22 protein-coding genes and 1 tRNA gene are annotated in these 22694 nt (G+C 66.1%); 8 read left to right on the top strand and 15 right to left on the bottom strand.

Translation table 11 applies throughout. The features are described from left to right. Window positions 1–214 precede the first annotated feature (214 nt). A complete protein-coding gene (locus LMF57_RS07410; protein ID WP_025878895.1) occupies window positions 215–448 on the bottom strand; it encodes a hypothetical protein in 234 nt (77 codons plus the stop codon). A gap of 160 nt (window positions 449–608) precedes the next feature. On the opposite strand from LMF57_RS07410, the gene parE reads away from it, so the two are divergent. The 3 genes from parE (at window position 609) to LMF57_RS07395 (ending at window position 5036) form a co-directional block, all read left to right on the top strand. Beyond that, the gene (gene parE / locus LMF57_RS07405; RefSeq protein ID WP_025878894.1) at window positions 609–2498 is read left to right on the top strand and encodes a DNA topoisomerase IV subunit B; all 1890 of its coding nucleotides are present in this window, start codon (window positions 609–611) and stop codon (window positions 2496–2498) included. Window positions 2499–2862: 364 nt separating this feature from the next. Beyond that, a complete protein-coding gene (locus tag LMF57_RS07400; RefSeq protein WP_229291155.1) occupies window positions 2863–3441 on the top strand; it encodes a GNAT family protein in 579 nt (192 codons plus the stop codon). A 98-nt stretch (window positions 3442–3539) separates the two neighbouring features. Further along, window positions 3540–5036 (top strand): S10 family peptidase, encoded by a 1497-nt coding sequence (locus LMF57_RS07395; protein ID WP_117310064.1) that lies wholly within the window; start codon window positions 3540–3542, stop codon window positions 5034–5036. Window positions 5037–5309: 273 nt separating this feature from the next. On the opposite strand, the gene LMF57_RS07390 is transcribed toward LMF57_RS07395, so the two are convergent. Both LMF57_RS07390 and LMF57_RS07385 read right to left on the bottom strand, forming a co-directional pair. Further along, window positions 5310–6431, bottom strand: coding sequence for an inorganic phosphate transporter (locus LMF57_RS07390; protein WP_049464876.1), 1122 nt, complete (start codon window positions 6429–6431; stop codon window positions 5310–5312). A 13-nt stretch (window positions 6432–6444) separates the two neighbouring features. After that, a complete protein-coding gene (locus LMF57_RS07385; RefSeq protein ID WP_025878890.1) occupies window positions 6445–7071 on the bottom strand; it encodes a DUF47 family protein in 627 nt (208 codons plus the stop codon). A gap of 292 nt (window positions 7072–7363) precedes the next feature. On the opposite strand from LMF57_RS07385, the gene LMF57_RS07380 reads away from it, so the two are divergent. Both LMF57_RS07380 and LMF57_RS07375 read left to right on the top strand, forming a co-directional pair. Continuing rightward, window positions 7364–8668, top strand: coding sequence for a hemolysin family protein (locus LMF57_RS07380; RefSeq protein WP_032952108.1), 1305 nt, complete (start codon window positions 7364–7366; stop codon window positions 8666–8668). Beyond that, window positions 8652–9305 carry an exopolysaccharide biosynthesis protein gene (locus LMF57_RS07375; RefSeq protein WP_117310063.1) on the top strand — a complete coding sequence of 218 codons (654 nt, stop codon included), beginning with the start codon at window positions 8652–8654 and terminating at the stop codon, window positions 9303–9305. Before LMF57_RS07380 ends, LMF57_RS07375 begins: the two co-directional genes overlap by 17 nt. 90 nt (window positions 9306–9395) lie before the next feature. Here LMF57_RS07375 and LMF57_RS07370 read toward each other — a convergent pair whose 3' ends face one another. From LMF57_RS07370 to LMF57_RS07355, 4 genes are all read right to left on the bottom strand, one after another. Continuing rightward, the gene (locus tag LMF57_RS07370; RefSeq protein WP_025878887.1) at window positions 9396–9893 is read right to left on the bottom strand and encodes a pyridoxamine 5'-phosphate oxidase family protein; all 498 of its coding nucleotides are present in this window, start codon (window positions 9891–9893) and stop codon (window positions 9396–9398) included. Between the two features lie 67 nt (window positions 9894–9960). Continuing rightward, entirely contained in the window at window positions 9961–10956 is a 996-nt protein-coding gene (locus LMF57_RS07365) for an LLM class flavin-dependent oxidoreductase (RefSeq protein ID WP_117310062.1), read from the bottom strand. Window positions 10957–11078: 122 nt separating this feature from the next. Continuing rightward, window positions 11079–11846 carry a sulfurtransferase gene (locus tag LMF57_RS07360; RefSeq protein WP_117310061.1) on the bottom strand — a complete coding sequence of 256 codons (768 nt, stop codon included), beginning with the start codon at window positions 11844–11846 and terminating at the stop codon, window positions 11079–11081. A gap of 376 nt (window positions 11847–12222) precedes the next feature. Beyond that, entirely contained in the window at window positions 12223–12588 is a 366-nt protein-coding gene (locus tag LMF57_RS07355) for a DUF6164 family protein (protein ID WP_117310060.1), read from the bottom strand. 69 nt (window positions 12589–12657) lie between these two features. Between LMF57_RS07355 and LMF57_RS07350 the strand changes: the two genes are divergently transcribed. Together LMF57_RS07350 and LMF57_RS07345 are read left to right on the top strand one after the other, a co-directional pair. Further along, the gene (locus LMF57_RS07350; RefSeq protein WP_117310059.1) at window positions 12658–13092 is read left to right on the top strand and encodes an FKBP-type peptidyl-prolyl cis-trans isomerase; all 435 of its coding nucleotides are present in this window, start codon (window positions 12658–12660) and stop codon (window positions 13090–13092) included. Continuing rightward, complete coding sequence (locus LMF57_RS07345; RefSeq protein ID WP_117310058.1) at window positions 13079–14326, top strand: TIGR03862 family flavoprotein; 1248 nt, start codon at window positions 13079–13081, stop codon at window positions 14324–14326. The genes LMF57_RS07350 and LMF57_RS07345 overlap by 14 nt, the downstream gene beginning before the upstream one ends. A gap of 25 nt (window positions 14327–14351) precedes the next feature. Here LMF57_RS07345 and LMF57_RS07340 read toward each other — a convergent pair whose 3' ends face one another. The 5 genes from LMF57_RS07340 to LMF57_RS07320 all read right to left on the bottom strand — a co-directional run bounded on the left by LMF57_RS07340 (window position 14352) and on the right by LMF57_RS07320 (window position 19435). Continuing rightward, the gene (locus LMF57_RS07340) at window positions 14352–14813 is read right to left on the bottom strand and encodes a GNAT family N-acetyltransferase (RefSeq protein ID WP_117310057.1); all 462 of its coding nucleotides are present in this window, start codon (window positions 14811–14813) and stop codon (window positions 14352–14354) included. Between the two features lie 62 nt (window positions 14814–14875). Next, window positions 14876–16498 carry an FMN-binding glutamate synthase family protein gene (locus LMF57_RS07335; protein ID WP_025878880.1) on the bottom strand — a complete coding sequence of 541 codons (1623 nt, stop codon included), beginning with the start codon at window positions 16496–16498 and terminating at the stop codon, window positions 14876–14878. A gap of 44 nt (window positions 16499–16542) precedes the next feature. Beyond that, on the bottom strand, window positions 16543–17829 hold the full coding sequence (locus tag LMF57_RS07330; RefSeq protein WP_117311881.1) for a nucleotide sugar dehydrogenase: 1287 nt from the start codon (window positions 17827–17829) through the stop codon (window positions 16543–16545). A 111-nt stretch (window positions 17830–17940) separates the two neighbouring features. Beyond that, on the bottom strand, window positions 17941–18387 hold the full coding sequence (locus tag LMF57_RS07325; protein ID WP_117311880.1) for a BLUF domain-containing protein: 447 nt from the start codon (window positions 18385–18387) through the stop codon (window positions 17941–17943). 64 nt (window positions 18388–18451) lie between these two features. Then, window positions 18452–19435 (bottom strand): TraB/GumN family protein, encoded by a 984-nt coding sequence (locus LMF57_RS07320; RefSeq protein WP_162887628.1) that lies wholly within the window; start codon window positions 19433–19435, stop codon window positions 18452–18454. A 154-nt stretch (window positions 19436–19589) separates the two neighbouring features. Here LMF57_RS07320 and LMF57_RS07315 point away from each other — a divergent pair. Next, window positions 19590–19676: transfer RNA gene (locus tag LMF57_RS07315), tRNA-Leu, on the top strand. Window positions 19677–19855: 179 nt separating this feature from the next. On the opposite strand, the gene LMF57_RS07310 is transcribed toward LMF57_RS07315, so the two are convergent. The 3 genes from LMF57_RS07310 to LMF57_RS07300 form a co-directional block, all read right to left on the bottom strand. Then, window positions 19856–20623, bottom strand: coding sequence for an energy transducer TonB (locus LMF57_RS07310; RefSeq protein ID WP_229291154.1), 768 nt, complete (start codon window positions 20621–20623; stop codon window positions 19856–19858). Between the two features lie 143 nt (window positions 20624–20766). Next, window positions 20767–22176, bottom strand: a complete 1410-nt coding sequence (hemN, locus tag LMF57_RS07305) for an oxygen-independent coproporphyrinogen III oxidase (RefSeq protein WP_117311876.1) — start codon at window positions 22174–22176, stop codon at window positions 20767–20769. A 44-nt stretch (window positions 22177–22220) separates the two neighbouring features. Beyond that, the gene (locus LMF57_RS07300) at window positions 22221–22661 is read right to left on the bottom strand and encodes a group III truncated hemoglobin (RefSeq protein ID WP_093817860.1); all 441 of its coding nucleotides are present in this window, start codon (window positions 22659–22661) and stop codon (window positions 22221–22223) included. Between the last annotated feature and the right edge of the window lie 33 nt (window positions 22662–22694).

Genomic DNA, 22694 nt, shown 5'->3' with positions numbered 1-22694 from the left:
GTCACCTGCGACCCGCTTTGCTGGAGGCCACGCTTGGCCGTGCCAGCCCATTCGCAAATGGTGGACACGCACTTACTCCCGGAAAGCCATAGTTTACAGATAGATGGCCGCCAACCCAAGGGGCAGATGGCGCCATCGGCAAAAAGAAACGCCCCGCTGGGCGGGGCGTTCGAGGGGGAAACCCTTGTGGCAAGGGCCTCGAAGGGCACAAGAATTACTTCTTCTTGCGTGCCTCTTCCTCTTCTTCCTGCTGCGGCACCGGCTGGCCCTTGGCCTTCATCTCGGCATTGGCCTGCGCGCGGCGCTTGGCCTTGGCCTCGGCTTCGGACTGCGCCTTGTCGGCCTGGTCACCCTGCTGCGGAGCAGGCTGGCCGGCGTTCTGCGCCAGCACCATCGGCACTGCAACAGCGGCGGCAGCCAGGATCGCAATGGTCAGCAACTTCTTCATGGAGTCCTCCTCGCGGTATGGCTCGGATGTGGGGGGCGCCGGTGTTCGGTTCCAGCGGTTGCCATTTTACCCCCTCCCCGCCAACGAGGCTGAACCGCAGGCGTGCAAATTCCCGGTCCAGACCGCACACTTGCCCGTCGCTCCACGCTTTCGAAGACAGATGAACGCCCGCTATAACGCCGCCGATATTGAAGTCCTGTCCGGCCTTGACCCGGTCAAGCGCCGCCCCGGCATGTATACCGACACCGCGCGCCCGAACCACCTGGCGCAGGAAGTGATCGACAACTCGGTGGACGAAGCCCTCGCCGGCCACGCCCGCTCGATCGAGATCACCCTGTTCAAGGACGGCAGCGTGGAGGTCAGCGATGATGGCCGCGGCATGCCGGTGGACATCCATCCGGAAGAGAAGATCCCGGGCGTCGAACTGATCCTGACCCGCCTGCATGCCGGCGGCAAGTTCAACAACAACAACTACACCTTCTCCGGCGGCCTGCATGGCGTCGGCGTCAGCGTGGTCAACGCGCTGTCGACCCTGGTGGAAATCCACATCAAGCGCGACGGTGCCGAACACCGCATCACCTTCCGCAACGGCGACCGCGCCTCGCCGCTGGAAGTGGTCGGCACCGTCGGCAAGAAGAACACCGGTACCCGCCTGCGCTTCTGGCCGGACCCGAAGTACTTCGATACGCCCAAGTTCGCCGTGCGCGCGCTCAAGCACCTGCTGCGCGCCAAGGCCGTGCTGTGCCCGGGCCTGACCGTCAAGCTGACCGACGAAGCCACCGGCGAGGTCGACACCTGGTACTACGAGGATGGCCTGCGCGATTACCTGAAGCTGGAGCTGGGCGATCGCGAGTCGCTGCCGGCTGATCTGTTCGTGGGCAACCTGAAGAAAGACACCGAGATCGTGGACTGGGCCGTGGCCTGGCTGCCGGAAGGCGAGCTGGTGCAGGAAAGCTACGTCAACCTGATTCCCACCGCACAGCATGGCACCCACGCCAACGGCCTGCGCACCGGCCTGACCGAAGCGCTGCGCGAGTTCTGCGACTTCCGCAACCTGCTGCCGCGCGGCGTCAAGCTGGCCCCGGAAGACGTGTGGGACCGCGTGTCGTTCGTGCTGTCGCTGAAGATGACCGACCCGCAGTTCAGCGGCCAGACCAAGGAACGCCTGTCCTCGCGCCAGGCCGCCGGTTTTGTCGAAGGCGCCGCGCACGATGCGTTCAGCCTGCTGCTGAACCAGAACGTAGAGCTGGGCGAGAAGATCGCGCAGATCGCCATCGAGCGCGCCAGTGCGCGCCTGAAGACCGAGAAGCTGGTCGTCCGCAAGAAGGTCACCCAGGGCCCTGCCCTGCCCGGCAAGCTGGCCGACTGCATCAGCCAGGACCTGTCGCGCACCGAACTGTTCCTGGTCGAGGGCGACTCGGCAGGCGGCAGCGCCAAGCAGGCCCGCGACAAGGATTTCCAGGCGATCCTGCCGCTGCGCGGCAAGATCCTCAACACCTGGGAAGTGTCCTCCAACAGCGTGCTGGCCTCGGAGGAAGTGCACAACCTGGCGGTGGCCATCGGCTGTGACCCGGGCAAGGAAGACATCAGCGGCCTGCGCTACGGCAAGGTGATCATCCTGGCCGACGCCGACTCCGACGGCCTGCATATCGCAACGCTGCTGACCGCACTGTTCCTGAAGCACTTCCCGGCGCTGGTCGATGCCGGCCACGTGTTCGTGGCGATGCCGCCGCTGTTCCGCATCGACGTGGGCAAGCAGGTGTTCTACGCCCTGGATGAGGAAGAAAAGCGCTCGATGCTGGACAAGATCGAACGCGAGAAGATCAAGGGCGCCATCAACGTGACCCGCTTCAAGGGCCTGGGCGAGATGAATCCGCCGCAGCTGCGTGAATCCACCATCCATCCGGACACCCGTCGCCTGGTGCAGTTGACCATCGACGATGGCGAGCAGACCCATTCACTGATGGACATGCTGCTGGCCAAGAAGCGTGCGTCGGATCGCAAGGGCTGGCTGGAGAGCAAGGGCGATCTGGCTTCGCTGGAGGTCTGATTCCGGTGCGTCATTGCACGGGGCCGTGGCGACGGCCCCAACCTCGCCGTGCGGGCATTGTTCACTCGGCGCGGGCGATCTGGCTTCGCTGGAAGTCTGATTCCGGTGCGTCATTGCACGGGGCCGTGGCGACGGCCCCAACCTCGCCGTGCGGGCATTGTTCACTCGGCGCGGGCGATCTGGCTTCGCTGGAAGTCTGATTCCCGGACCGGTGGTAGTGCCGGCCGCTGGCCGGCTGCTTTTCTTGAACCACCGGGATACTTGGGTTGCCGGCCAGCGGCCGGCACTACCGGGCCGATGGATCGGCCGCCATCGGCAAACCCTGCGGGTCCATAATGCGCGTTCATCCGCGTGGACGACCCCATTGCCCGCCAACTCACTGCTGTTCCCCGGGCTGCCGCTGCACAGCGCGCGCCTGGTGCTGAGCCCCATTCGCCGCGATGACGCCGCGGCCCTGTTCGCCCTGCAGTCCGACCCGGACGTGATGCACTGGTGGAACCACCCGGCGTGGACGCGTCCGGCCGAAGCACGTGCGCAGATCGACGACGACCTGGCTGCCCAGGCCACCGGCACGCAGTTGAAGCTGGCCCTGCGCGAATCGGTGGACGGCCCGCTGCTGGGCATCTGCGTGGTGTTTGCCCTGGATCGGGATGCGGCGCGCGCGGAAATAGGCTATCTGCTGGCGCCTGCCAGGCAGGGTCACGGCTACATGCACGAAGCGCTGCAGCAGGTGCTGGACTATCTGTTCAATACCCTGCAGCTGCACCGGGTGGAAGCGGAGATCGATCCACGCAACCACGCCTCGGCACGCGTGCTCGAGCGCCTGGGTTTCCACCGCGAAGGCCTGCTGCGGCAGCGCTGGCGTATCCAGGGTGAACTGGCCGACTCGGCCGTGTATGGGCTGCTGGCCGACGACGCGGTGCGCTCAGCCACCGTCGCTTGACCGGATCAGGCCACAACGCTGGCCCATGCCTTTGGACACATACGGTGCGCGGCACCCCGCCCTAGCATCGGGGTCCCTTCCGCTGCCGTTCCGGTGCCATGAAGTTCCTGCTGCACTCTGCCGCGCTCTGCGTCGGCCTGCTGATCGCCCCTGCCTGCGTGCTGGCCGCGCCTGCTGCTGACGGCGCCTCCGAAACGAAAGAAGAAAAGACCGAAGCCGCGCCCCTGCCGGCCGATGCGTCGGCTCGCCAGAGCATGCGCCTGGCTGGGCGCACCCTCGATTACACCGCCACCGTCGGCACCCTGCCGGTACGCGATGCGAAGGGCAAGGTGATCGCCGATGTGGTGTTCACCGCCTACACGATGCCGGGCAAGGACCGGCCGGTGACCTTCGCTCTCAATGGCGGCCCCGGCGCATCTTCTGTGTACCTCAACCTGGGTGCCATCGGCCCGAAGGTGGTGACCTTCGGTTCGGAAGGCGACAGCGCATCGGCGCCGGCGAAGCTGCACGACAATCCCGGCACCTGGCTGGACTTCACCGACCTGGTGTTCATCGATCCGGTCGGAACCGGCTTCAGCCGTGCCCGCATCGGCGATGAGGAGGCGAAGAAGCAGCTGTATACGCCCAGTGCCGATGTCGAGTACCTCTCGCGCACGATCTACGACTGGCTGCTGCGCAACCAGCGCATGGCCTCGCGCAAGTACCTGACCGGCGAGAGCTATGGCGGCTATCGCGGCCCGCGCATCACCCACTTCCTGCAGACGCGGCTGGGCGTGGCGATGAACGGCCTGGTGCTGGTGTCGCCTTACCTGAGCCCGACCCTGGAAGACAACGCCGATGTCTCGCCGATGGCGTGGATGCAGACCCTGCCGTCGATCGCTGCCGCGCACCTGGAGCGCCAGGGCAAGCTGACCGACGCGGCGATGCGCGAGGTGGTCGAATACACCCGCGGCGACTACGCCACCGCGTTGATGAAGGGCCGCAGCGATCCGCAGGCGACCGAGGCGATGCTGCGCCGGGTGACCGAGCTCACCGGGCTGGACCCGCAGTTCGTGCGCCGCGCCGGCGGTCGCCTGGAAACCCAGGCCTACCTGCGCGAGGTGTTCCGCGACAAGGGCACGCTGGGCAGCCGCTACGATTCCAACGTCACTGCGTTCGATCCGTTCCCGAACGATCCGGAGCAGCGCGCCAACGATCCGCTGCTGGACAGCATCATCGCCCCGACCACCACCGCGATGGTCGACTTCGTTACCCGCGAGGTCGGCTGGAAGGTGGATGCGCGCTACCAGGCGCTGAACTACGACGTGAACCGTCTGTGGGATCGCAATGGCGATCTGCGCGAGGGCGCGGTGACCCAGCTGCGCCAGGCCGTGGCGATCGACCCGCACCTGCAGGTGCTGATCGTGCATGGCTGGAATGACCTGTCCTGCCCGTTCATGGGCTCGATCCTGACGGTGGACCAGATGCCGACGATGGGCAGCAACCCGGACCGCGTGCAGGTGCGCAGTTATCCGGGCGGGCACATGTTCTACAGCCGGGCTGACAGCCAGGCGGCGTTCCGCAGGGATGTGCAGGCGTTGTTCCAGCGCAATTGAGGGATTGTCGGCCGGGCCTGCGGCCCGGCACCCGCAGAATCGACGGCAAAGGCAACGACAACGGCAACGTCAAAAGCGGGCTTTCCGTGGGTTGGCGGGGTGGGCCCGGTTGCTGTTGGTGGGTGTCGACTTCCTGCTGCTGTTGGTAGGTGTCGACCTTGGTCGACACTGTAGATCCACGCCATGCGTGGATAACGGAAACCGGATGCTTCATCAAATGAAAAAGCCCGCCGGAATCCGGCGGGCTTTTTGTTTCCAGCGTTGGCGTGGAACTCAGGTCCAGCCGAGCAGCTCGAACAGCTTCAGGATCAGGTAGGCGCAGCCGCCTGCCGCCGGGATGGTCAGGATCCAGGCCCAGACGATGCGTTCGATCACGCCCAGGCGCAGCGAACGCGGGTTCTTGGCGAAGCCTACGCCCATGATCGCGGTGGAGATGCTGTGGGTGGTCGATACCGGCATGCCGAAGTGCGCCGCCAGGGTCAGCACGGTGGCCGAGCTGGTTTCCGCGGCGAAGCCGTGGATCGGGTGCAGCTTGACCATCTTGTGGCCCAGGGTCTTGATGATCTTCCAGCCGCCCGAGGCGGTACCGGCGGCCATCACCACCGCACAGGTCAGCACGATCCACATGGCGATGCCGTCGCCGGCGTGCGCGTCCGGATGCATGAAGGCCAGCCACGACGGCAGGTCGTTCAACGCGCCGGTCGCTTCGGCACCGATCAGGGTCATCGCGATGATGCCCATGGTCTTCTGCGCATCGTTGTGGCCATGGGCAAAGCCCATGTAGGCCGCCGAAGCGATCTGTGCCTTGCCGAAGAACGCATTGACGATGCGCGGACGTGCCAGCCGGCCGATCGCGCCGCCGATCCTGGCCAGGCCTGCGATCAGCGCCCACAACAGCACCATCACGGCGATGCCAAGCAGGAAGCCGGCGATCGGCGAGGTGATCATCGGCACGAACACCTTCCACAGCAGGCCCTTGTTCTGCGCCCAGCTGCCAAGCCGTTCGGACCAGATCAGCGCGTCCCAGTTGTTGTGGGCTGCAGCCAGGCCGGCGCCGCACAGGCCACCGATCAACGCGTGCGAGGACGAGGACGGCAGGCCCTTCCACCAGGTGATCAGGTTCCAGATGATGCCGCCGAGCAGCGCGCACAGGATCACCTGCGGGGTCACGTCGACCACGTTGGTGTTGAGCAGGCCCGACGCGATGGTCAGTGCGACCGCGGTGCCGGTCAGGGCACCGATGAGGTTCATGAAGGCGGCAAGCATCACCGCCCAACCGGGCGACAGTACTTTGGTTGCCACCACGGTAGCGATGGAGTTGGCGGTATCGTGGAAGCCGTTGATGAACTCGAAGACGAGCGCGGCCAGGATCACCACCAGGACTAGGGTGAGCATCGGTACCGGCCCGTCAGCTGTTCTTCAACACGATCTGGTACGCCACCACACCGGCCTCGCGGCAGCGGTCGATGGCCTTCTCCAGGATCTCGAAGAATTCCTTGAGCAGGAACATCTGCAGGTTGTCCAGGCGACCGGAGTAGATGTCGCGGTACAGCTCGAGCATCAGGCGGTCGGCCTCGTTTTCCAGCGAGCGCAGGCGCTCGTTGAGCGCGGTCATCCGGTCCAGGTTCATGTGGCGCAGGTCGGCGACCATCTCCACCACCACGCCAGCGGCCTGCTCCAGCATCGCCGCGCGCGGCGCGAAGTCGATGTGTTCCAGGTGGGTGGTGGCCAGCGAATAGCGATCGGCGAACTTCTCGATCTGCTTGGGAATCTTGTACAGGGCCGAGCCCAGCGCTTCGATGTCTTCGCGCTCGATCGGGGTCATGAAGCTGTCCACCAGCGCCTGGCTGATCTTGTCCGAAGCCGCGCGTTCGCGCAGACGGGCCAGCTTGAAGGCATCCAGGGCGGGCTGGCGATCAGCGTCGCGCAGCATCGAATGCAGTGCCTTGGCGGCGTCGGAAGCCGCGACGGCAGCCTCATCGAGCAGGGTGTAGAACTGTTTGCCGGAACCGAAAATGGTCTGCAGAGAGAACATTGAGAAACCTGTCAGCCGTCGCGGGAAGGACGGCACCAGGGCGAATTATGACGGCTAGATGACCATCACGGGTATCCCTGCCCCTTTCCGGGGGTCGGGACGCCCAAAACTGAACAGGCATTTGCCACCCAGCCACGGCCCTTTGCTAAGATGCCAGCGCGCCTTCGGGCGCACCTTATGGACGACGACCCTTATCCCCCAGCGCCGCGCCGGACCCCGTTCCTGAGCGCCTGCCGCCATCGCAAGCACCCGCCCTCCCTGCCACCAACCGGGGACGATGCCCGTGTTTGAAATGATCCTGATTGTTTTCGCGCTTGTTCTGCTGAACGGCTTCTTTGCCATGTCCGAGATGTCGGTCATGACCTCGCGCAAGAGCCGGCTGAAGCAGCTGGCCGGCACCTCCAAGCGCGCGGCCAAGGCCCTGGAGCTGTCGGAGAAGCCGGAAGCCTTCCTGTCCACCGTCCAGATCGGCATCACCGTGATCGGCGTGCTGACCGGTTTCCTCGGCGGCGAGGCACTGGGTGAAGCCATCGGCGGCTGGATCCAGGGGCTGATGCCGGGCTTCGCCTACGCCGGCGGCATCGGCAAGGCCCTTGCGGTCACCTTCATCACCTTCATCACGCTGATCTTCGGCGAACTGGTGCCCAAGCGCCTGGCCCTGACCCGCTCGGAGGACATCGCCGGCCTGGTGGCGCTGCCGATGAGCTGGCTGGCCAAGCTGGCCTTCCCCTTCGTCTGGCTGCTGTCCAAGACCACCCAGCTGGTGCTGCGCCTGTTCGGCCTGGGCAAGGACGAGGTCGCGTCGGTGACCGAAGAGGAGATCCGCATGCTGGTGGCCGAGAGCCACGAGGCCGGCGTGATCGACAGCCACGAGCGCGACATGATGAACCGCGTGATGCGCTTGGGCGACCGTACCGCCGACAGCCTGATGACCCCGCGCAACCGGATCGCCTGGCTGGATACGCTGGGTGGCTTGGACAAGAATCTGGAGATCATGGCCGAGCACGAGTTCTCGCGGTATCCGGTGTACCGCGACAACGACATGGACGTGGTCGGCGTGCTTGAGCTGAAATCGCTGGCCACGCGGATGGCACGCGGCGACAACGCGCTGTTCCAGACGTTGCGCGAACCGCTTTATGTATCCGAATCCACCCATGCGATGAAGCTGCTGGAGATCTTCCGCGAAGAACAGCAGTCGATGGCGCTGGTGGTGGACGAGTACGGCGAGATCCAGGGCCTGGTGACCATCAGCGATTTGATGGGCGCGGTGGTCGGCCGCCTGCAGGCAACGGAAAATGCCGACGAGGACGCGCTGGTGGTGACCCGTGAGGACGGCTCGCTGCTGGTGGACGGCTCACTGCCGATCGAGGACCTGCGCGAGCTGATCGGCAGCAACGACCTGCCCGACGCCGAGGATGGCGATTACTACACCCTGGCCGGCATGTGCATCCACTTCTTCGGCCGCATCCCGCACGCGGGCGAGTACTTCGACTGGGCCGGCTGGCGCTTCGAGGTGGTCGATCTGGACGGTGCGCGCGTGGACAAGCTGCTGCTTCGCACTCTGTCCGACGAGCAGGCCGATGAGCTCACCGCCTGACGCCGGCCCCGGCGCTGCACCGCCGGAATACCGCAACGAGGGCATCCGCACCCTGCTGGCGATGTTCGCCTTCGGTGACCCGGCCCAGCACATGAAGCTGGGGCAGATCCTGCAGGATCTGCAGCAGAGTGCATTTGGTGTATTCCTGTTCGTCGCCATCCTGCCGGCCTTCATCCCCATCCCCGGGCTGGGGGGTGCCGTCAGCGGTCCGCTGGTGATCCTGATCGGCCTGCAGATGCTGTTCTGCATGCGCAGGCCCTGGCTGCCCGGCTTCATTGCCCGTCGCGGGCCGAAGCGCGGCACCATGCACCGGTTCCTGGATCGCATCGATGGTGCCCTGCGCCGTCTCGACCGCATGCTCAAGCCGCGCATGCCGCAACTGCTGACACCGCCCCCCGCCCACGCCTTCAGCGGTCTGCTGCTGGTGCTGCTGGGCCTGATGCTGTCGTTGCCGATTCCGTTCACCAACTATCTTTTCGGCTTCCAGTTGCTGCTGTTCGCGCTGGCCCTGCTGGAACGCGACGGCGCGCTGATGTTGTTCAACTGGGTGGCTGCGCTGGTGGCGATCGCCTTCTTCGGCTTCAGTTCCGGGCAGCTGGTGGGCTACACCGTCGACCTGTTCCAGCGCTGGTTCTGAGCGCCTGCCGCTGCGCTCGCCGGGCATGGCCCGGCGCTACCCCTGAGCCCCGCCCGGTAGCGCCGGGCCATGCCCGGCGGGTTGCTGCAATCAACGCAGATCGATGAATCCGTTGTCGCCCAACCGTGCCGGCTCATCCTGCACCGCCGACAACACGAAACTCAACGCCGAGCCGAGCAGCGTGCCCGGTCCGTCCCAGTACTCGGCGGTCTCTGCACGCACGTGGATCAAGCGCAGGCTTGGGTCATCCGGGCCGCCCGGGAAGAACAGCTTCATCGCCGGCGACCACAGCTCTTCGACCTTCGCGCGGTCATCGATGATCCGTGCCACGCCAGCTACCGACACATACGTGTTCTTTGAGGGCGAGGCATAGGCCACGTTGACCCGCGGGTCGAGCGCGATCTCGGCCACCTTCGGGCTGTCGGCCGCAGTGGCGAACCACAGGTCGCCATCGAAGGCGACCTGCTGGGTGCCGAGCGGACGGCTGTAGAGGCGCCCATCGACACCACGGGTGGTGAACATCGCCACCTCCACGTCCTTGATCAGTTCAGCCAGCTGGGCAATGTGCTCGGTACGCGATTCGTCCATGGGGGACTCCGGAAGTGGGAGTCCCCATCAGACGCGTCCGCACCGCAAATTGCCGTGACGCAATTGTTCAGCCCGCGTGGCGGGCATGCCAGGCGTGCATTGCCAGCTCGAACGAGCGAAGGCGCGCGCGATGGTCGTACAGGTTGGCAGTGAGCATCAGTTCGTCGGGCTGATGGCGCTCGACAAACGCCGCAATGCCTTCGGCGACCTGCTGCGGATCACCCAGCACGGTGCACGCCAGCGCCCGCTCCACGCCCAGCTTCTCGTGGGGTTCCCAGAACGCTTCGATGTCATCGATCGGCGCCGGAATCTTGCCCGGACGGCCGCGACGCAGGTTGACGAAGCTCTGCTGCTGGCTGGTGAACAATCGCCGCGATTCGGCCTCGCTGTCACTGGCCACCACGTTCAACGCCAGCATCGCGTGCGGCTGCTTGAGCGTGGCCGAAGGGCGGAATTCGCGGCGATACACCGCCAGCGCTTCATCCATGGAATCGGGGGCGAAGTGCGAGGCGAAGGCGTACGGCAGGCCCATCGAGGCGGCCATGCGTGCCCCGAACAGGCTGGAACCGAGGATCCAGGTCGGCACCCGCAGGCCGCCGCCGGGTACGGCCTGCACGGCCTGGCCGGGCTGCACCGGTTCGAAGTAATGCAGCAGTTCGCGCACGTCCTGCGGAAACTGGTCGGCGCTGTCGAAATAGCGGCGCAGGGCGCGGGCGGTCGGCTGGTCGGTACCCGGCGCGCGGCCCAGGCCCAGGTCGATGCGATCGGGGTACAGCGAGGCCAGCGTGCCGAACTGCTCGGCCACCTGCAGCGGTGCATGGTTGGGCAGCATGATGCCGCCGGCGCCGACGCGGATGCGTTGGGTGCCACCGGCCACATGGCCGATCAGCACCGCCGTGGCGGCACTGGCGATGCCAGGCATGTTGTGGTGTTCGGCCAGCCAGTAGCGGCGGTAGCCCAGCGCATCGGCATGCTGGGCGAGCTCAAGCATGTTGGCAAAGGCGGCAGTGGTATCGCTGCCCTCGCAGACCGGGGCCAGGTCGAGAATCGACAACGGGATCATCAGGCGGTTTTCCGTCACAGGATCCCCGTTTGATGGGGTCGCCCTGCCCCCACGGCCAGTGCCGGTGGCGAGACGCTGATTCCTGCCTGGCCGGTTCAGGCCCGCAGGCCAATGTGGAAGCGTCAGAACGCGCTGGGGCGTGGCTCGGGCAACGGCTCATCCACCAACGGCTTCAGTTCGGCATCCAGCGCCACCCGTTCGTCGAACACGAAACAACGACCTTCGTAGCCCTCACCGCCGACTTCCTCGAAGTAACCGAGGATGCCGCCATCGAGCTGCAGCACGTTGTCCATGCCGTCGTTGAGCATCCACAGCGCCGCCTTCTCGCAGCGGATGCCACCGGTGCAGAAACTGACCACGGTGCTGTCCTTCAGCGCTTCACGATGGGGCGCCAGCGCCTCGGGCAGATCGGTGAACTTGTGGATGGGCAATACCAGCGCATCCTTGAAGGTGCCGTACTCGATCTCCTGCAGGTTGCGCGTATCGAGCATCACCACGCGCTTGCCAGCATCATCATGCCCCTGCCGCAGCCAACGCTGGACGGTGGCAGGATCGATGGCCGGCGCGCGCGGGTAGTCCAGCGGCTGGCCATCGTCACGACGGAAGCTGATGATCTCGTCCTTGACCTTGGCCTTCAGCCGCGCGAACGGCTGGTGCTCGCTGAAGCTGGTCTTGACCCGCATCTCGGTAAAGCGCGCATCAGCACGCAGTTCCGCGTAGAAGCCATCGATCGCGGACGGTGCACCCGCCAGGAACAGGTTCAGCCCCTCGCCCGCCACCAGGATCGTCCCCTGCAGGCCGGACGCCTCGGCACGCGCCTGCAGCTGGTCGCACAGGGCCTGCGGAGCGTCGATGACGGCGAAATGATAGGCAGCGGTATTGGCGATCATCCCGCCATTTTAGCGCCTGACCGCCCCCGTATCAGCCTCCACCGTTCATCCACGCATGGCGTGGATCTACCACAGTGTCGACCAGGGTCGACATCTACCGACAGCACCCGGAACGCGTCCGGGGCGGGGCGGTGTGGGCAGGCGGGGGCGCAGAGCGCCATGGGCCCGGGGCATGCGCCGGGCGGGTTGGGCAGGACGCCCAACCCCGGTCTTGCCGTGCGCGCAGGACAGCGCACACGAGCAAGGCGCTCTACGAGGCACGCAGGAGCAGCTTTTGCCGTCCCCCGCCTGCCCACACCGCCCCGCCCACGACGGAACGCCCGCTGTTGCTGTTGCCGTTGCCTCTGCGGGTGCCGGGTGCAACCCGGCCGACCCCCTACCCCCGCAGCAGCATGAACGGCAGCAGCACCAGTGCCGCCGCCACCGCCATGCCCAGCAGTACCAGCACCACGAACACAGGGCGGCGGCGCAACAGGCTGCCAAAGGTCTCGGCAGTGCCGTCGCGCAGGGCCTGTTCGCGCTCGGCACGGACCCGCGCGCCGCGGGCCGCCTGGTAGTCGGCCATCAGCGCCTTGGCACGCGGCTGGTCGGCATCCTCGCGCAGCCACAGGCCACCATTGGAGATGCCCCACGGACTGGGTTCGGTGCGGTACCAGGCGATGCCGTGCTGGTCCAGCAGCGTGCAGACATCGGCATATTCGTCGTTGCCGACATTGCGCAGATTGAGCAGGAGTTTTGCCATGCCACCATGATACCCGGCGCCGATGCGCTAACCTTGCCGCCCTCGACTCATCGCCCCTGGAGACGCCTGATGCGCCGCCTGCTGCTTCCCCTGCTGCTGTCCCTCGCCGCCGTCGGTTGCTCCTCGAAACCGTCCGGCCCGCCGCCGGGAGGCACCATTGCCACGTTCGAGCGCATCGACACCCAGCCGGGCAGCGGTGCCGAGGCCGTGCCGGGCCAGAAGGTCAGCGTGCATTACACCGGCTGGATCTACGACGAGCGCGCCGACAACAAGCACGGCAAGACCTTCGACAGTTCGGTCGAGCGCAGCGAGCCGTTCACCTTCACGCTGGGCGCGGGCCAGGTCATCCGCGGTTGGGACGAAGGCGTCGCCGGCATGAAGGTCGGCGGCAAGCGCACGCTGATGATTCCGCCGGAATTCGGCTATGGCGACCGCCAGGTCGGCCCGATTCCGGCAGGTTCGTCGCTGGTGTTCGACGTCGAGCTGCTCAATGTCCAACAGTGACGTCCGCCCGCCGCACCGCATCGCCGTCATCGGCGGCGGCCCGGCAGGGTTGTTTGCCGCCGAGCGTCTGCGCGCGGCAGGCCTGGATGTCGATCTGTACGAGGCCAAGGGCTCGCCGGGCCGCAAATTCCTGATCGCCGGCAAGGGTGGGCTCAACCTCACCCATTCCGACCCGCGCCCACTGTTCGACAGCCGCTACCGCGAGCAGGCCACCCGCGTCGGCTGCTGGCTGGATGGTTTCGACGCGCAGGCGCTGCGCGACTGGGCCGCTGGCTTCGGTGTGGAAACCTACGTCGGCAGTTCCGGCCGGGTGTTCCCGGTCGACCGCAAGGCGGCACCGTTGCTGCGCGGCTGGGTCCGCCGGCTGAAGGAACAGGGCGTGCGCCTGCACGTCAACCATCGCTGGCTGGGCTGGAGCGACGACGGCGCACTGCGTTTTGCCACCGACAACGGCGAACTGGAGGTGCGTGCCGATGCGACCGTACTGGCACTGGGCGGCGGAAGCTGGCCGCAGCTGGGCAGTGACGGTGCTTGGGTTCCGGCGTTGCAGGCCCGCGCCGTGGACATCGCGCCGCTGCAATCGGCCAACTGCGGATTCGACGTTGCATGGACGCCGTTCTTCGCGCAACGCCATGCGGGCGCACCCCTGAAGCCGGTCGTCGCACATTGGCATGGCCTCGACGGTGAGCCCCGCGCCCTGCAAGGGGAGTGCGTGGCCAGCGAGTACGGTATCGAAGGCAGCCTGATCTACGCCCTGTCGGCCGATCTGCGCGAAACCCTCAACCGCGACGGCCACGCCACACTGTGGCTGGACTTGGTTCCGGGCCGCGACGAGGCACGGCTGCTGGCCGACCTTTCGCAGCCGCGCAAGGGGCGAAGCTTCGGCGAGCACCTGCGTCGCCAGGCTGGACTGGACCCAGTGAAGACCGCACTGGTGTTCGAAACACTGGGCAAGGATGCCGGCAACGATCTGGCCGCGGTGATCGCCACGTTGAAGCGCCTGCCACTGCGCCTGCTGCGCCCGCGGCCGATGGCCGAGGTGATCAGCACGGCCGGCGGCGTGCGCCTGGACGCGCTGGACGAGGGCCTGATGCTGCGTGCCTTGCCCGGCGTGTTCTGCGCCGGAGAGATGCTGGACTGGGAAGCACCGACCGGTGGCTACCTGTTGACGGCGTGCTATGCCAGCGGACTGCGTGCGGCAGAGGGCGTGACCGCGTGGTTGGCCACGCGTTGATCAACGCGCGATAGCGCCGGAAATTTCACCCCGGCCGGCGCATCTTCACCGACGCCAATGCCACGCCACTGGGATGCGGATACAGTTCCTCGCGCTCGGCGACGAAGCCCTGCCGCTGGTAGAACGGCACGGCGTTGAGCGAGGCCGACAGCACCACCTCCCGCGTCGGGTCGGCCAGGGCCAGCAACCGCTGCATCAGCGCCTGGCCGATACCCTGCCCGCCCCGATCCGGATCGACGAACAGCGCATCGATCTCGTTGCCCTCGGCATCGAGCACACCGAACCCCAGCACATTGCCCCGATCATCCTCGGCCACGACGCAGCCGCCCTGCCCCAGCAGCCGCGAATACTGCACCGGCGGCGGCGATGCCGACCAGGGTGCAATCACCTCCGGCGGATAGTGGCTGCTGCACAGCTCACGTACGCAGCGCGTTCGCAGGGCCCACAGTGTGCTCACATCATCGTCGGTACCCGTCCTGAACTGCATGCAGCCTCCTTGTATGAATGGTTTTCGTGCAATCGAGCCTGGGCTCGGTCCTGCAACGCGGGTCACCGCGACTTGCTGGCCCGCAGCGCCTGGATCTTCGGTGGCGGCTGGAACGAATCGCTGCGTGCGTCCGCCCAGAACGAATGGAACACCGCGTGGTCGGGCACCTTGTGCAGCAGCTCGCCCGGTTCCAGGTAACGATACAACGAGGCCAGCGAACGGATCTCGACCGGCGACACCCGGCGCAGGATGTGTTCCGGGCCGAGCTCGGCCGGATCGTTCAAGCCCGCCGCGCACAGCAACTCCTTCAGCGCGTGCAGGGTGTGCTCGTGGAAGCTGTACACGCGCGTGGCCTTGTCCGGTGCATCCAGATGCTTCCAGCGTGCCGGATCCTGGGTCGCGATGCCGGTCGGGCACTTGTCGGTATGGCAGCTGAGCGACTGGATGCAGCCCAGCGCGAACATGAAACCGCGCCCGGCATTGCACCAGTCGGCGCCCATCGCAATGGTGCGGGCGATATCGAACGCGCTGGTGATCTTGCCGGCAGCGCCGATCCGGATGTGCTCGCGCAGGTCCAGGCCGACCAGGGTGTTGTGCACCAGCAGCAACGCTTCGTGCATCGGCACCCCGACGTGATCGACGAATTCGGCCGGTGCCGCGCCGGTACCGCCTTCGGCGCCATCGACGACGATGAAGTCAGGCAGCAGGCCGGTCTCGTGCATCGCCTTGGCAATGCCGAACCATTCCCACGGGTGGCCGATGGCCAGCTTGAAACCAACCGGCTTGCCACCGGACAGTTCACGCAGGCGGGCGACGAACTGCAGCAGTTCAACCGGCGTGGAGAAGGCCGAATGGCGCGATGGCGACACGCAGTCCACGCCCATCGGCACGCCACGCGTCACCGAGATCTCGGCGGTCACCTTCGGCGCCGGCAGCACCCCGCCATGCCCGGGCTTGGCGCCCTGCGACAGCTTGATCTCGATCATCTTCACCTGATCGTGGTTGGCATTGGCAACGAAGCGTTCCTCGCTGAAGCCGCCCTTCTCGTCACGGCACCCGAAGTAGCCCGAGCCGATCTCCCAGACCAGGTCACCGCCCATCTCCCGGTGATACGGCGAAATCGAGCCTTCGCCGGTATCGTGGTAGAAGCCACCCAGGCGTGCGCCTTCGTTCAATGCGCGGATCGCATTGGCCGACAGCGAACCGAAACTCATCGCCGAGATGTTGAACACGCTGGCCGAATAGGGCTTGGCACAGTTCGGACCGATCAGCACGCGGAAATCGTGCTTGGCGATGGTGGTCGGCGCCAGCGAATGGTTGATCCATTCGTAGTCCACCGCATACGTGCTGCGCAGGGTACCGAAGGGCACCGTGTCCATCTGGTTCTTCGCACGCTGGTAGATCAGTGCGCGCTGCTGCCGGGAGAACGGCACATCCTCCAGATCGCTCTGCACGAAGTACTGGCGGATCTCCGGGCCGATCGATTCCAGGCCATAACGGAAGTGCGCCATCACCGGATAGTTGCGGCGCAGGGTGCTGCGCTTCTGCAGCAGGTCCCAGGTCCCCAGTGCCACCATCGCAGCGGTGATGCCGACCCCCCAGTACCAGGCCGGCCAGATCGTGGCCAGCCACAGGCAGATCGGAAACATCAGGATGGCGAGCAGGTAGACGATATACCGGTGCATGGCGTTCCTCGGTTGCAACTGCCCCGAGTCTACCGCGCAAGCATCTACAGGCGATCGTCGACCACGCTGCGCGGCCAGGCGGACTTCACGTCATACACCAGCCCACCGGGCGCCAACAGGCTGCGGATATGGGCATCGTCCATCGCCTTGAAGCTCTCATGCGCCACCGCCAGCACCACCGCGTCGTAGCTGCCGGGCACCGGCTCGGCCAGCCAGTTCACGCCCTCGTCCGCCATGGCAGCCGGCCCCACCCACGGATCGCTGACGTCCACCTGCGCGCCGCTGCCGGCCAGCCGCTGGGCCAGTTCCAGCGCGCGGCTGTTGCGCAGGTCCGGGCAGTCCTCCTTGAAGGTCACGCCCAGCACCAGGATGCGCGAGTGCGCCGGCACGCGACCACGTTCGGCGAGCATCGCCAGCACGCGTTTGGCCACATGTTCGCCCACCCGGTTGTTGACCTGCCGGGCGGTGTGGATGAGGTCGGGGTGGTAGCCCATGCTTTCGGACTTGTGCAGCAGGTAGTACGGGTCCACGCCGATGCAGTGGCCTCCCACCAGCCCCGGCCGGAACGGCAGGAAGTTCCATTTGCTGCCTGCGGCGTCGAGCACATCCTGGGTGTCGATGCCGAGGCGATCGAAGATCAGGGCCAACTCGTTGACCAGCGCGATGTTGACGTCGCGCTGGATGTTCTCCACCACCTTGGCCGCTTCGGCGACCCGCATCGACGGCACCGGGAACGTGCCGGCGGTGATGATCCGCTGGTACAGGCCATCGACCACCGCAGCCACGTCCGGCGTTGAGCCGGAGGTGATCTTGCGGATGTCGGCCAGGCGACGCTGGCGGTCACCCGGGCTGACCCGCTCGGGACTGTAGCCGCAGTAGAAATCCTCGTTGAAGCGCAGGCCCGAGCCCTGTTCCAGCAGCGGCACGCAGACTTCTTCGGTGGTACCCGGGTAGACGGTGGATTCGTAGATCACCAGATCACCGGCGCACAGATGGCTGGCGATCAGTCGCGTCGCCGAGCGCAGCGGCTCCAGATCAGGCTGCTCGTAGGCATCGATCGGCGTAGGCACGGTGACGATGTAGACGTTGCAGGCGTCGAGCTGCGCCGGATCGCCGCTGTAGCGCAGCAGCGACGCGCTGGCCAGTTCGTCCGGCTCCATTTCCAGCGTGTGGTCCTGCCCGCCGGCCAGTTCGGCGATGCGCGCAGCGTCGATGTCGTACCCCAGGGTAGGCAGCTGGCGGCCGAACGCCACTGCCAACGGCAGCCCGACATATCCCAGGCCGATGATGGCCGGGGACGGGCTCTGTGCTGCGCCGATCGGCGCACTCATGCGCGGCATCCAACAGGCGGCAACGGTGTCCACTGGGTCATGCGAGGGTCCGGGTGCAGGCAAACGTGCCGACAAGGTTAACCGCGGCAGCGGCGCCAGACCACGCCCGGATCAGGATCCGAGGCTGACGGCAGCCGGCTCGAGTTCGCCGTGCCGCCCCGTCCAGGCCCGCAACAGCAGGCAGAAGCCATGCTCCGGGGGCGACTGCCCCAGGCTGAAACCATGCCACGGGGCCGCCACGATGCTGCCCAGCGTCGCCGTATCCACGTGTCGGTTGGCCATCGTCCAGCGCGGGAACCAGCGGCTCGGGATCGGGCCTGCGGCAAGCTGGATGATGCTGCCGTGGCGACGCGCGTTGCCGATCCGCGCGTGCACCGAAGCCAGCCCATCCCGTGGGCCTTCGATGTACTGCAGGAAACGGCTGCCATCGAACATCAGTGCCCCGGTCACCCCGGCCATGCGGTTGAACGCGGTCGCATCGGCCAGCAATGCATCGAGCTCGGGCACGTCCAGTCCCTCCCTGGCCGTGCTGACATAGGCGTACGCATGCAACGGCATGTCCATCACTCCCCTCCTGAGTGCAGAGGAATATGACAGGAAGCACGAGGACTTCAAGCGTTGGCTATTCCGGCGGCGACTCCACCTGATAGCCGCGCTGCATCAGCGCATCCAGGTAGCCTTCGCCCAGCAGCAGGCTGACCGGCACCGTGGCAAAGGTGCCTGGGTGACGGGCCAGCGCCGCATCCACGCCCTGCAGCCAGCGCGCGCGCACCTGCTGCGGCATATCGCTCCAGCCGCGGCGGCGCACGAAGGCCGAATCCTGCAGCAGTTCGCGGCAGGCCTGGGCCATCGACGAGCCCGACAGCCGGCGCAGTGCCGCGACATCTCCGAGCGCCCAGGCATTGGCACGCTCGCGCAGCACCGGCGCCTGGAATTCCACGGTGTCGAGCGTGCGTTCGAAGCACGCACGGTCATCGACTTCGGTGGCCTGCAGCTCCTTCAAGGTGCCACGGATGTCGTCGACCTTCAGCTTGACCTGCACGTCTTCCGGTTTCAGGTCGTGCGCCTTGTACGCGCGCCCGAGTGCTTCCCTGACCTGCTTGCCATCGCGCAGGCCGTTGCGCTTGAGGAAAGCCTGGTACAAGCGGCCGGAAGCCACCAGCGGACGGTCCTTTTCCACGCCACGGTCATTGCCCAGATAGGTCTGTTTCAGGCCGAGCCAGCGCGCGTGCGTTGCCGGCGGCAGGATCTGGTCAAGCGTGCGCCCCTGCGGATCGCGCGCGGTCTTCAACGCCAGTGGCAGCAGGGTCAGGCCCTTGAACACACCGATCTTCGCATCGAGGGCGAAACCCGGATCGCCCAGCACATGGTCGACGCTGGCAATGGTCCGCTCCACTTCGTCGGAGCGCCATTGCACACCGCTCGGCAACGGCGAGACCGTGCCCAGGATCCACAGCACATGCCCCTGTGGAGCGGTGACCTTCCAGAGACCGGGGCCGGGTTGTTCGCCGGTCACCTGCACCGTCGCCATGTCCACCACCGCGCCGGTGGGCGCAGGCACCTGCTGCGCGGCGGCCGGGCCGATCGCCAGCATCAGCCCCAGCACGGCACTGCATCCGGCCCATCGCCTGCCACGTGCACGCATATCGCCATTCCCGGGAACGTTGGCGGACTGTACCCAGCGCCGCGCCCGGTTGCGTAAAAGCCGCGTTAGCCGGCGGCGATGGCGGCGATTCCGTTACAATCGGCGCGCGCTGCAGGCCCGGATGGCGAAACTGGTAGACGCATCGGACTTAAAATCCGCCGACCGCAAGGTCATGCCGGTTCGATCCCGGCTCCGGGCACCAAGGCATGTTCTGGGAAGCTTCGCCCGGACTTGCCCCGCTGCTCTCCGCAAAGATACCCCACATGATGCGGCCAGTCGCTTGTAGACCACGATGGTGTGGGGGACGCGCCATATGGCGCGCGCCTGGATCTCTCTATCCGCTCCAGGGCCGCAGTGGCCTGCGCTGGCGGCGGTGGAAAACTAGTTCTTCTTGAAGACGACTGGCGTTCGGATGAACACTGTCCCGGGGCGAGAGGTATGCCCCTTGAAACGCCACTGGCGCGTCGCCCTCAGTGCTGCCTCGTCAAAGTCCTCGTATCCACTGGATTTCTCCACGACCGCCCCGATGGTTCCCAGCTTATCGTCCAGCAGCACGATCACGACAGTTTCGCCTTCGCGATCCTGCCTGTACGCCGCAGGTGGGTAATGGGCGAACGGTTGGTCCACGACCTGGACTTCGTATTCGTCGCCAAGATCCGGCTCAACGAAGCTGCCCGGACGGCAGCGACCATCCGCCGCACTTGGAACCAGGCTGACACGCATCTGCACGCCTTCATTCGGTTCCACCACGCCCTCCACAGTGTGGGGTATCGCATCCGTCACGGTCGTGCCGCCGCAGCGGGAGGTAGCCAGTGCGGCAAGTACGTTCCTCTGAGCGTCTGCAACCCTCAGGCTACTGGCCGTGCCTTCGAAATAGCATCCAGATCGATCCTGCTGCAGGCGAACCCCGCTTATCCTCGAATCAATAAACCGGAGCGAGGCAGGTAGCATCCGGCACCCTGACTGAACCACATCAGCCGCTCGTGCGTTGGCGCAACCGGCGAACAGCAGGGTTGACAGCGCGATACCCGGCAACAAGCTTTTGCGAACAGGCATGAAGGTTGCAAACTTCCGATTGGAGCGGGCGCAAAGTCTAGCAACTGCCGCAGCCGCTTGAGTCTTCAACAGTCCTGGAATGAGGAAGATCATCAGACGGCCTGCATCACGGCAACGTCCGATGTGCAGAAGGTGTTGTCCGCCAGGCGCCTGCAGCGCACGGAGTCGTTCGACATTCCGCGGCCTCGGTCTTGTTCATTTCGCCGGCCTTGAGCCGGCCCAGCGCCAGCCTGCGCTCAGATCGCCCGCGAATAACGCGGTTGCTCCTGCGCAGCGCGCAGATAGGGATCGAAGCACATCGCCAGCAGGCGCAGCAACGGCCGCCCCGGCTCGCTGGCACGCACCACGCCATCGCGGTATTCGGCCAGGCCATCCTGTTGCAGGCGCTGCACGGCCTGCAGGTCTTCAGCGAAGTAGGTCTCGAAGTCGATGCCATGGCGCTGGGCCAGTGACGTGCCATCCACCTCACCCTGGCACATCAACTGCTGGATCAGCTCGGCGCGCAGCTGGTCGTCGGCACTGAGTGCGACGCCGCGCCAGACCGGCAGCTGCCCCTGGTCCACCGCGCGCTCCCACGATGGCAGGTCACGCGGATTCTGGCTGTAGGTAGCACCCACATGGCTGATCGCACTCACGCCAAGGCCGAGCAGATCGGTGTCGGCGTGGGTGGTGTAGCCCATGAAGTTACGATGCAGCTGGCCGGCGCGCTGGGCACGCGACAGATCTTCTTCCGGCAATGCGAAGTGGTCCATGCCGATGTACTGGTAGCCGGCTGCGGACAGGCGCTCCACCGCCAGGCCAAGCAGCGCAAGCTTGTCTTCCGGCGAGGGCATCCGGCTTTCGTCGATCTGCCGCTGCGCGCGGAACAGGTGAGGCAGATGCGCATAGCCATACACCGCCAGTCGATCCGGACGCAGCGCCAGCACCAGTTCCAGGGTGCGGCCGAAGCCCTGCAGACTCTGCCCTGGCAGGCCGTAGATCAGATCGACGTTGACCGAACGCATGCCGCTGTCGCGGCACGCACGCAGGATATCCAGCGTCTGCCGTACGCCCTGCACCCGGTTGATCGATTCCTGCACCTGCGGGTCGAAATCCTGCACGCCCAGGCTGGCGCGGTTGAAGCCCAGCCGGGCCAGCATCGCTACGTCGCTGGTGTCGATGAAACGCGGGTCCAGTTCGATGGAAAAATCACGCTGCGACGAACCGCTGAAATCGAAGCGGCGGCGCAGGCCCTCGACCAGTGCGGTCATCGCATCGGCATCGAGGAAATTCGGCGTACCACCGCCGAGGTGCAGCTGGATCACTTCACGACCATCGGCGAACTGCGGTGCCAGCAGGTCCGCCTCGGCCAGCACGCGTGACACGTAGCTGTGGCCACGCCCGCGGTCGCGGGTGATCACCCGGTTGCAGCCACAGTAGAAGCAGGGGCTGGAGCAGAATGGCACGTGGACGTACAACGACAACGCCCGCGCCAACGGGTTGCTGTCGGCGATCGCCTGGCGCAGCGCGGGTGCATCGAAGCCGTCATGGAAGTGCGGCGCGGTGGGATAGGAGGTGTAGCGCGGGCCGGGTCGGTCATGCCGTCGCAGCAGATCGGGATCGAAGGTCCAGGCCAGGCCACCGGCAGCGGGAGAGAACGTGTCCATGGCGCCAGCATCGCCCCAAGCCTGCAGGTGCGCCTTGACCCAGATCAATCCCTGGTGGGCACGCCCAGCACCGGCAGCATGACCTGCGGCCAGCGCAGCATCTGGTAGCGGCGCCAGAAGGTGTCGGCGATGCGGGCGGCCACATCGTCGGCCAGCGCCTGCATGGGCGGGTTGTTGCATTCGGCCGTGGTGATGTGGAACAGCACCAGCCAGCGGTCGAACAGATCCTTTTCCAGATCGATGGCCATGTGCTTGGACATCGGCGAGCCCTTGAACCTGCGGGTCCCGCGCAGCATCGCCGACCAGAAATCGACGAGCTGGGCCAGGTGTTCCGGCCAGTCGCGCACATGCCCTTCGAATACCGGCCCCAGACGCTCCTCTTCACGCACGCGCGCATAGAAATCGTGGACCAACCGGGTCACTTCCTCCTCGCTGCACAACTCTGGCGAAGCAATGGGAAGGGCAGTGGTGGGCGTTGCGTTCATCAGGGCACCAAGTGCGGATCGGCAGTGTGCCGC

It is taken from the genome of Stenotrophomonas sp. SI-NJAU-1, from assembly GCF_020883215.1.
In the GTDB taxonomy this organism is placed as follows: domain Bacteria; phylum Pseudomonadota; class Gammaproteobacteria; order Xanthomonadales; family Xanthomonadaceae; genus Stenotrophomonas; species Stenotrophomonas indicatrix.
Note: the sequence above shows the minus strand (reverse complement) of the source record. Positions and strands in the feature narration are given on the sequence as shown.

Excerpts from the sequence above, each read along its gene's own strand:
- LMF57_RS07395 (WP_117310064.1), top strand. The coding sequence starts at position 3,540 with ATGAAGTTCCTGCTGCACTCTGCCGCGCTCTGCGTCGGCCTGCTGATC.
- LMF57_RS07335 (WP_025878880.1), bottom strand. The coding sequence starts at position 16,498 with ATGCACCGGTATATCGTCTACCTGCTCGCCATCCTGATGTTTCCGATC.
- LMF57_RS07360 (WP_117310061.1), bottom strand. The coding sequence starts at position 11,846 with ATGATCGCCAATACCGCTGCCTATCATTTCGCCGTCATCGACGCTCCG.
- LMF57_RS07380 (WP_032952108.1), top strand. The coding sequence starts at position 7,364 with ATGATCCTGATTGTTTTCGCGCTTGTTCTGCTGAACGGCTTCTTTGCC.
- LMF57_RS07310 (WP_229291154.1), bottom strand. The coding sequence starts at position 20,623 with ATGATCTTCCTCATTCCAGGACTGTTGAAGACTCAAGCGGCTGCGGCA.
- LMF57_RS07355 (WP_117310060.1), bottom strand. The coding sequence starts at position 12,588 with ATGGCAAAACTCCTGCTCAATCTGCGCAATGTCGGCAACGACGAATAT.
- LMF57_RS07340 (WP_117310057.1), bottom strand. The coding sequence starts at position 14,813 with ATGCAGTTCAGGACGGGTACCGACGATGATGTGAGCACACTGTGGGCC.
- LMF57_RS07325 (WP_117311880.1), bottom strand. The coding sequence starts at position 18,387 with ATGCCGTTGCATGCGTACGCCTATGTCAGCACGGCCAGGGAGGGACTG.
- LMF57_RS07300 (WP_093817860.1), bottom strand. The coding sequence starts at position 22,661 with ATGAACGCAACGCCCACCACTGCCCTTCCCATTGCTTCGCCAGAGTTG.
- LMF57_RS07385 (WP_025878890.1), bottom strand. The coding sequence starts at position 7,071 with ATGTTCTCTCTGCAGACCATTTTCGGTTCCGGCAAACAGTTCTACACC.
- LMF57_RS07330 (WP_117311881.1), bottom strand. The coding sequence starts at position 17,829 with ATGAGTGCGCCGATCGGCGCAGCACAGAGCCCGTCCCCGGCCATCATC.
- LMF57_RS07370 (WP_025878887.1), bottom strand. The coding sequence starts at position 9,893 with ATGGACGAATCGCGTACCGAGCACATTGCCCAGCTGGCTGAACTGATC.
- LMF57_RS07365 (WP_117310062.1), bottom strand. The coding sequence starts at position 10,956 with ATGATCCCGTTGTCGATTCTCGACCTGGCCCCGGTCTGCGAGGGCAGC.
- LMF57_RS07390 (WP_049464876.1), bottom strand. The coding sequence starts at position 6,431 with ATGCTCACCCTAGTCCTGGTGGTGATCCTGGCCGCGCTCGTCTTCGAG.
- LMF57_RS07350 (WP_117310059.1), top strand. The coding sequence starts at position 12,658 with ATGCGCCGCCTGCTGCTTCCCCTGCTGCTGTCCCTCGCCGCCGTCGGT.
- parE (WP_025878894.1), top strand. The coding sequence starts at position 609 with ATGAACGCCCGCTATAACGCCGCCGATATTGAAGTCCTGTCCGGCCTT.
- LMF57_RS07410 (WP_025878895.1), bottom strand. The coding sequence starts at position 448 with ATGAAGAAGTTGCTGACCATTGCGATCCTGGCTGCCGCCGCTGTTGCA.
- LMF57_RS07375 (WP_117310063.1), top strand. The coding sequence starts at position 8,652 with ATGAGCTCACCGCCTGACGCCGGCCCCGGCGCTGCACCGCCGGAATAC.
- hemN (WP_117311876.1), bottom strand. The coding sequence starts at position 22,176 with ATGGACACGTTCTCTCCCGCTGCCGGTGGCCTGGCCTGGACCTTCGAT.
- LMF57_RS07345 (WP_117310058.1), top strand. The coding sequence starts at position 13,079 with ATGTCCAACAGTGACGTCCGCCCGCCGCACCGCATCGCCGTCATCGGC.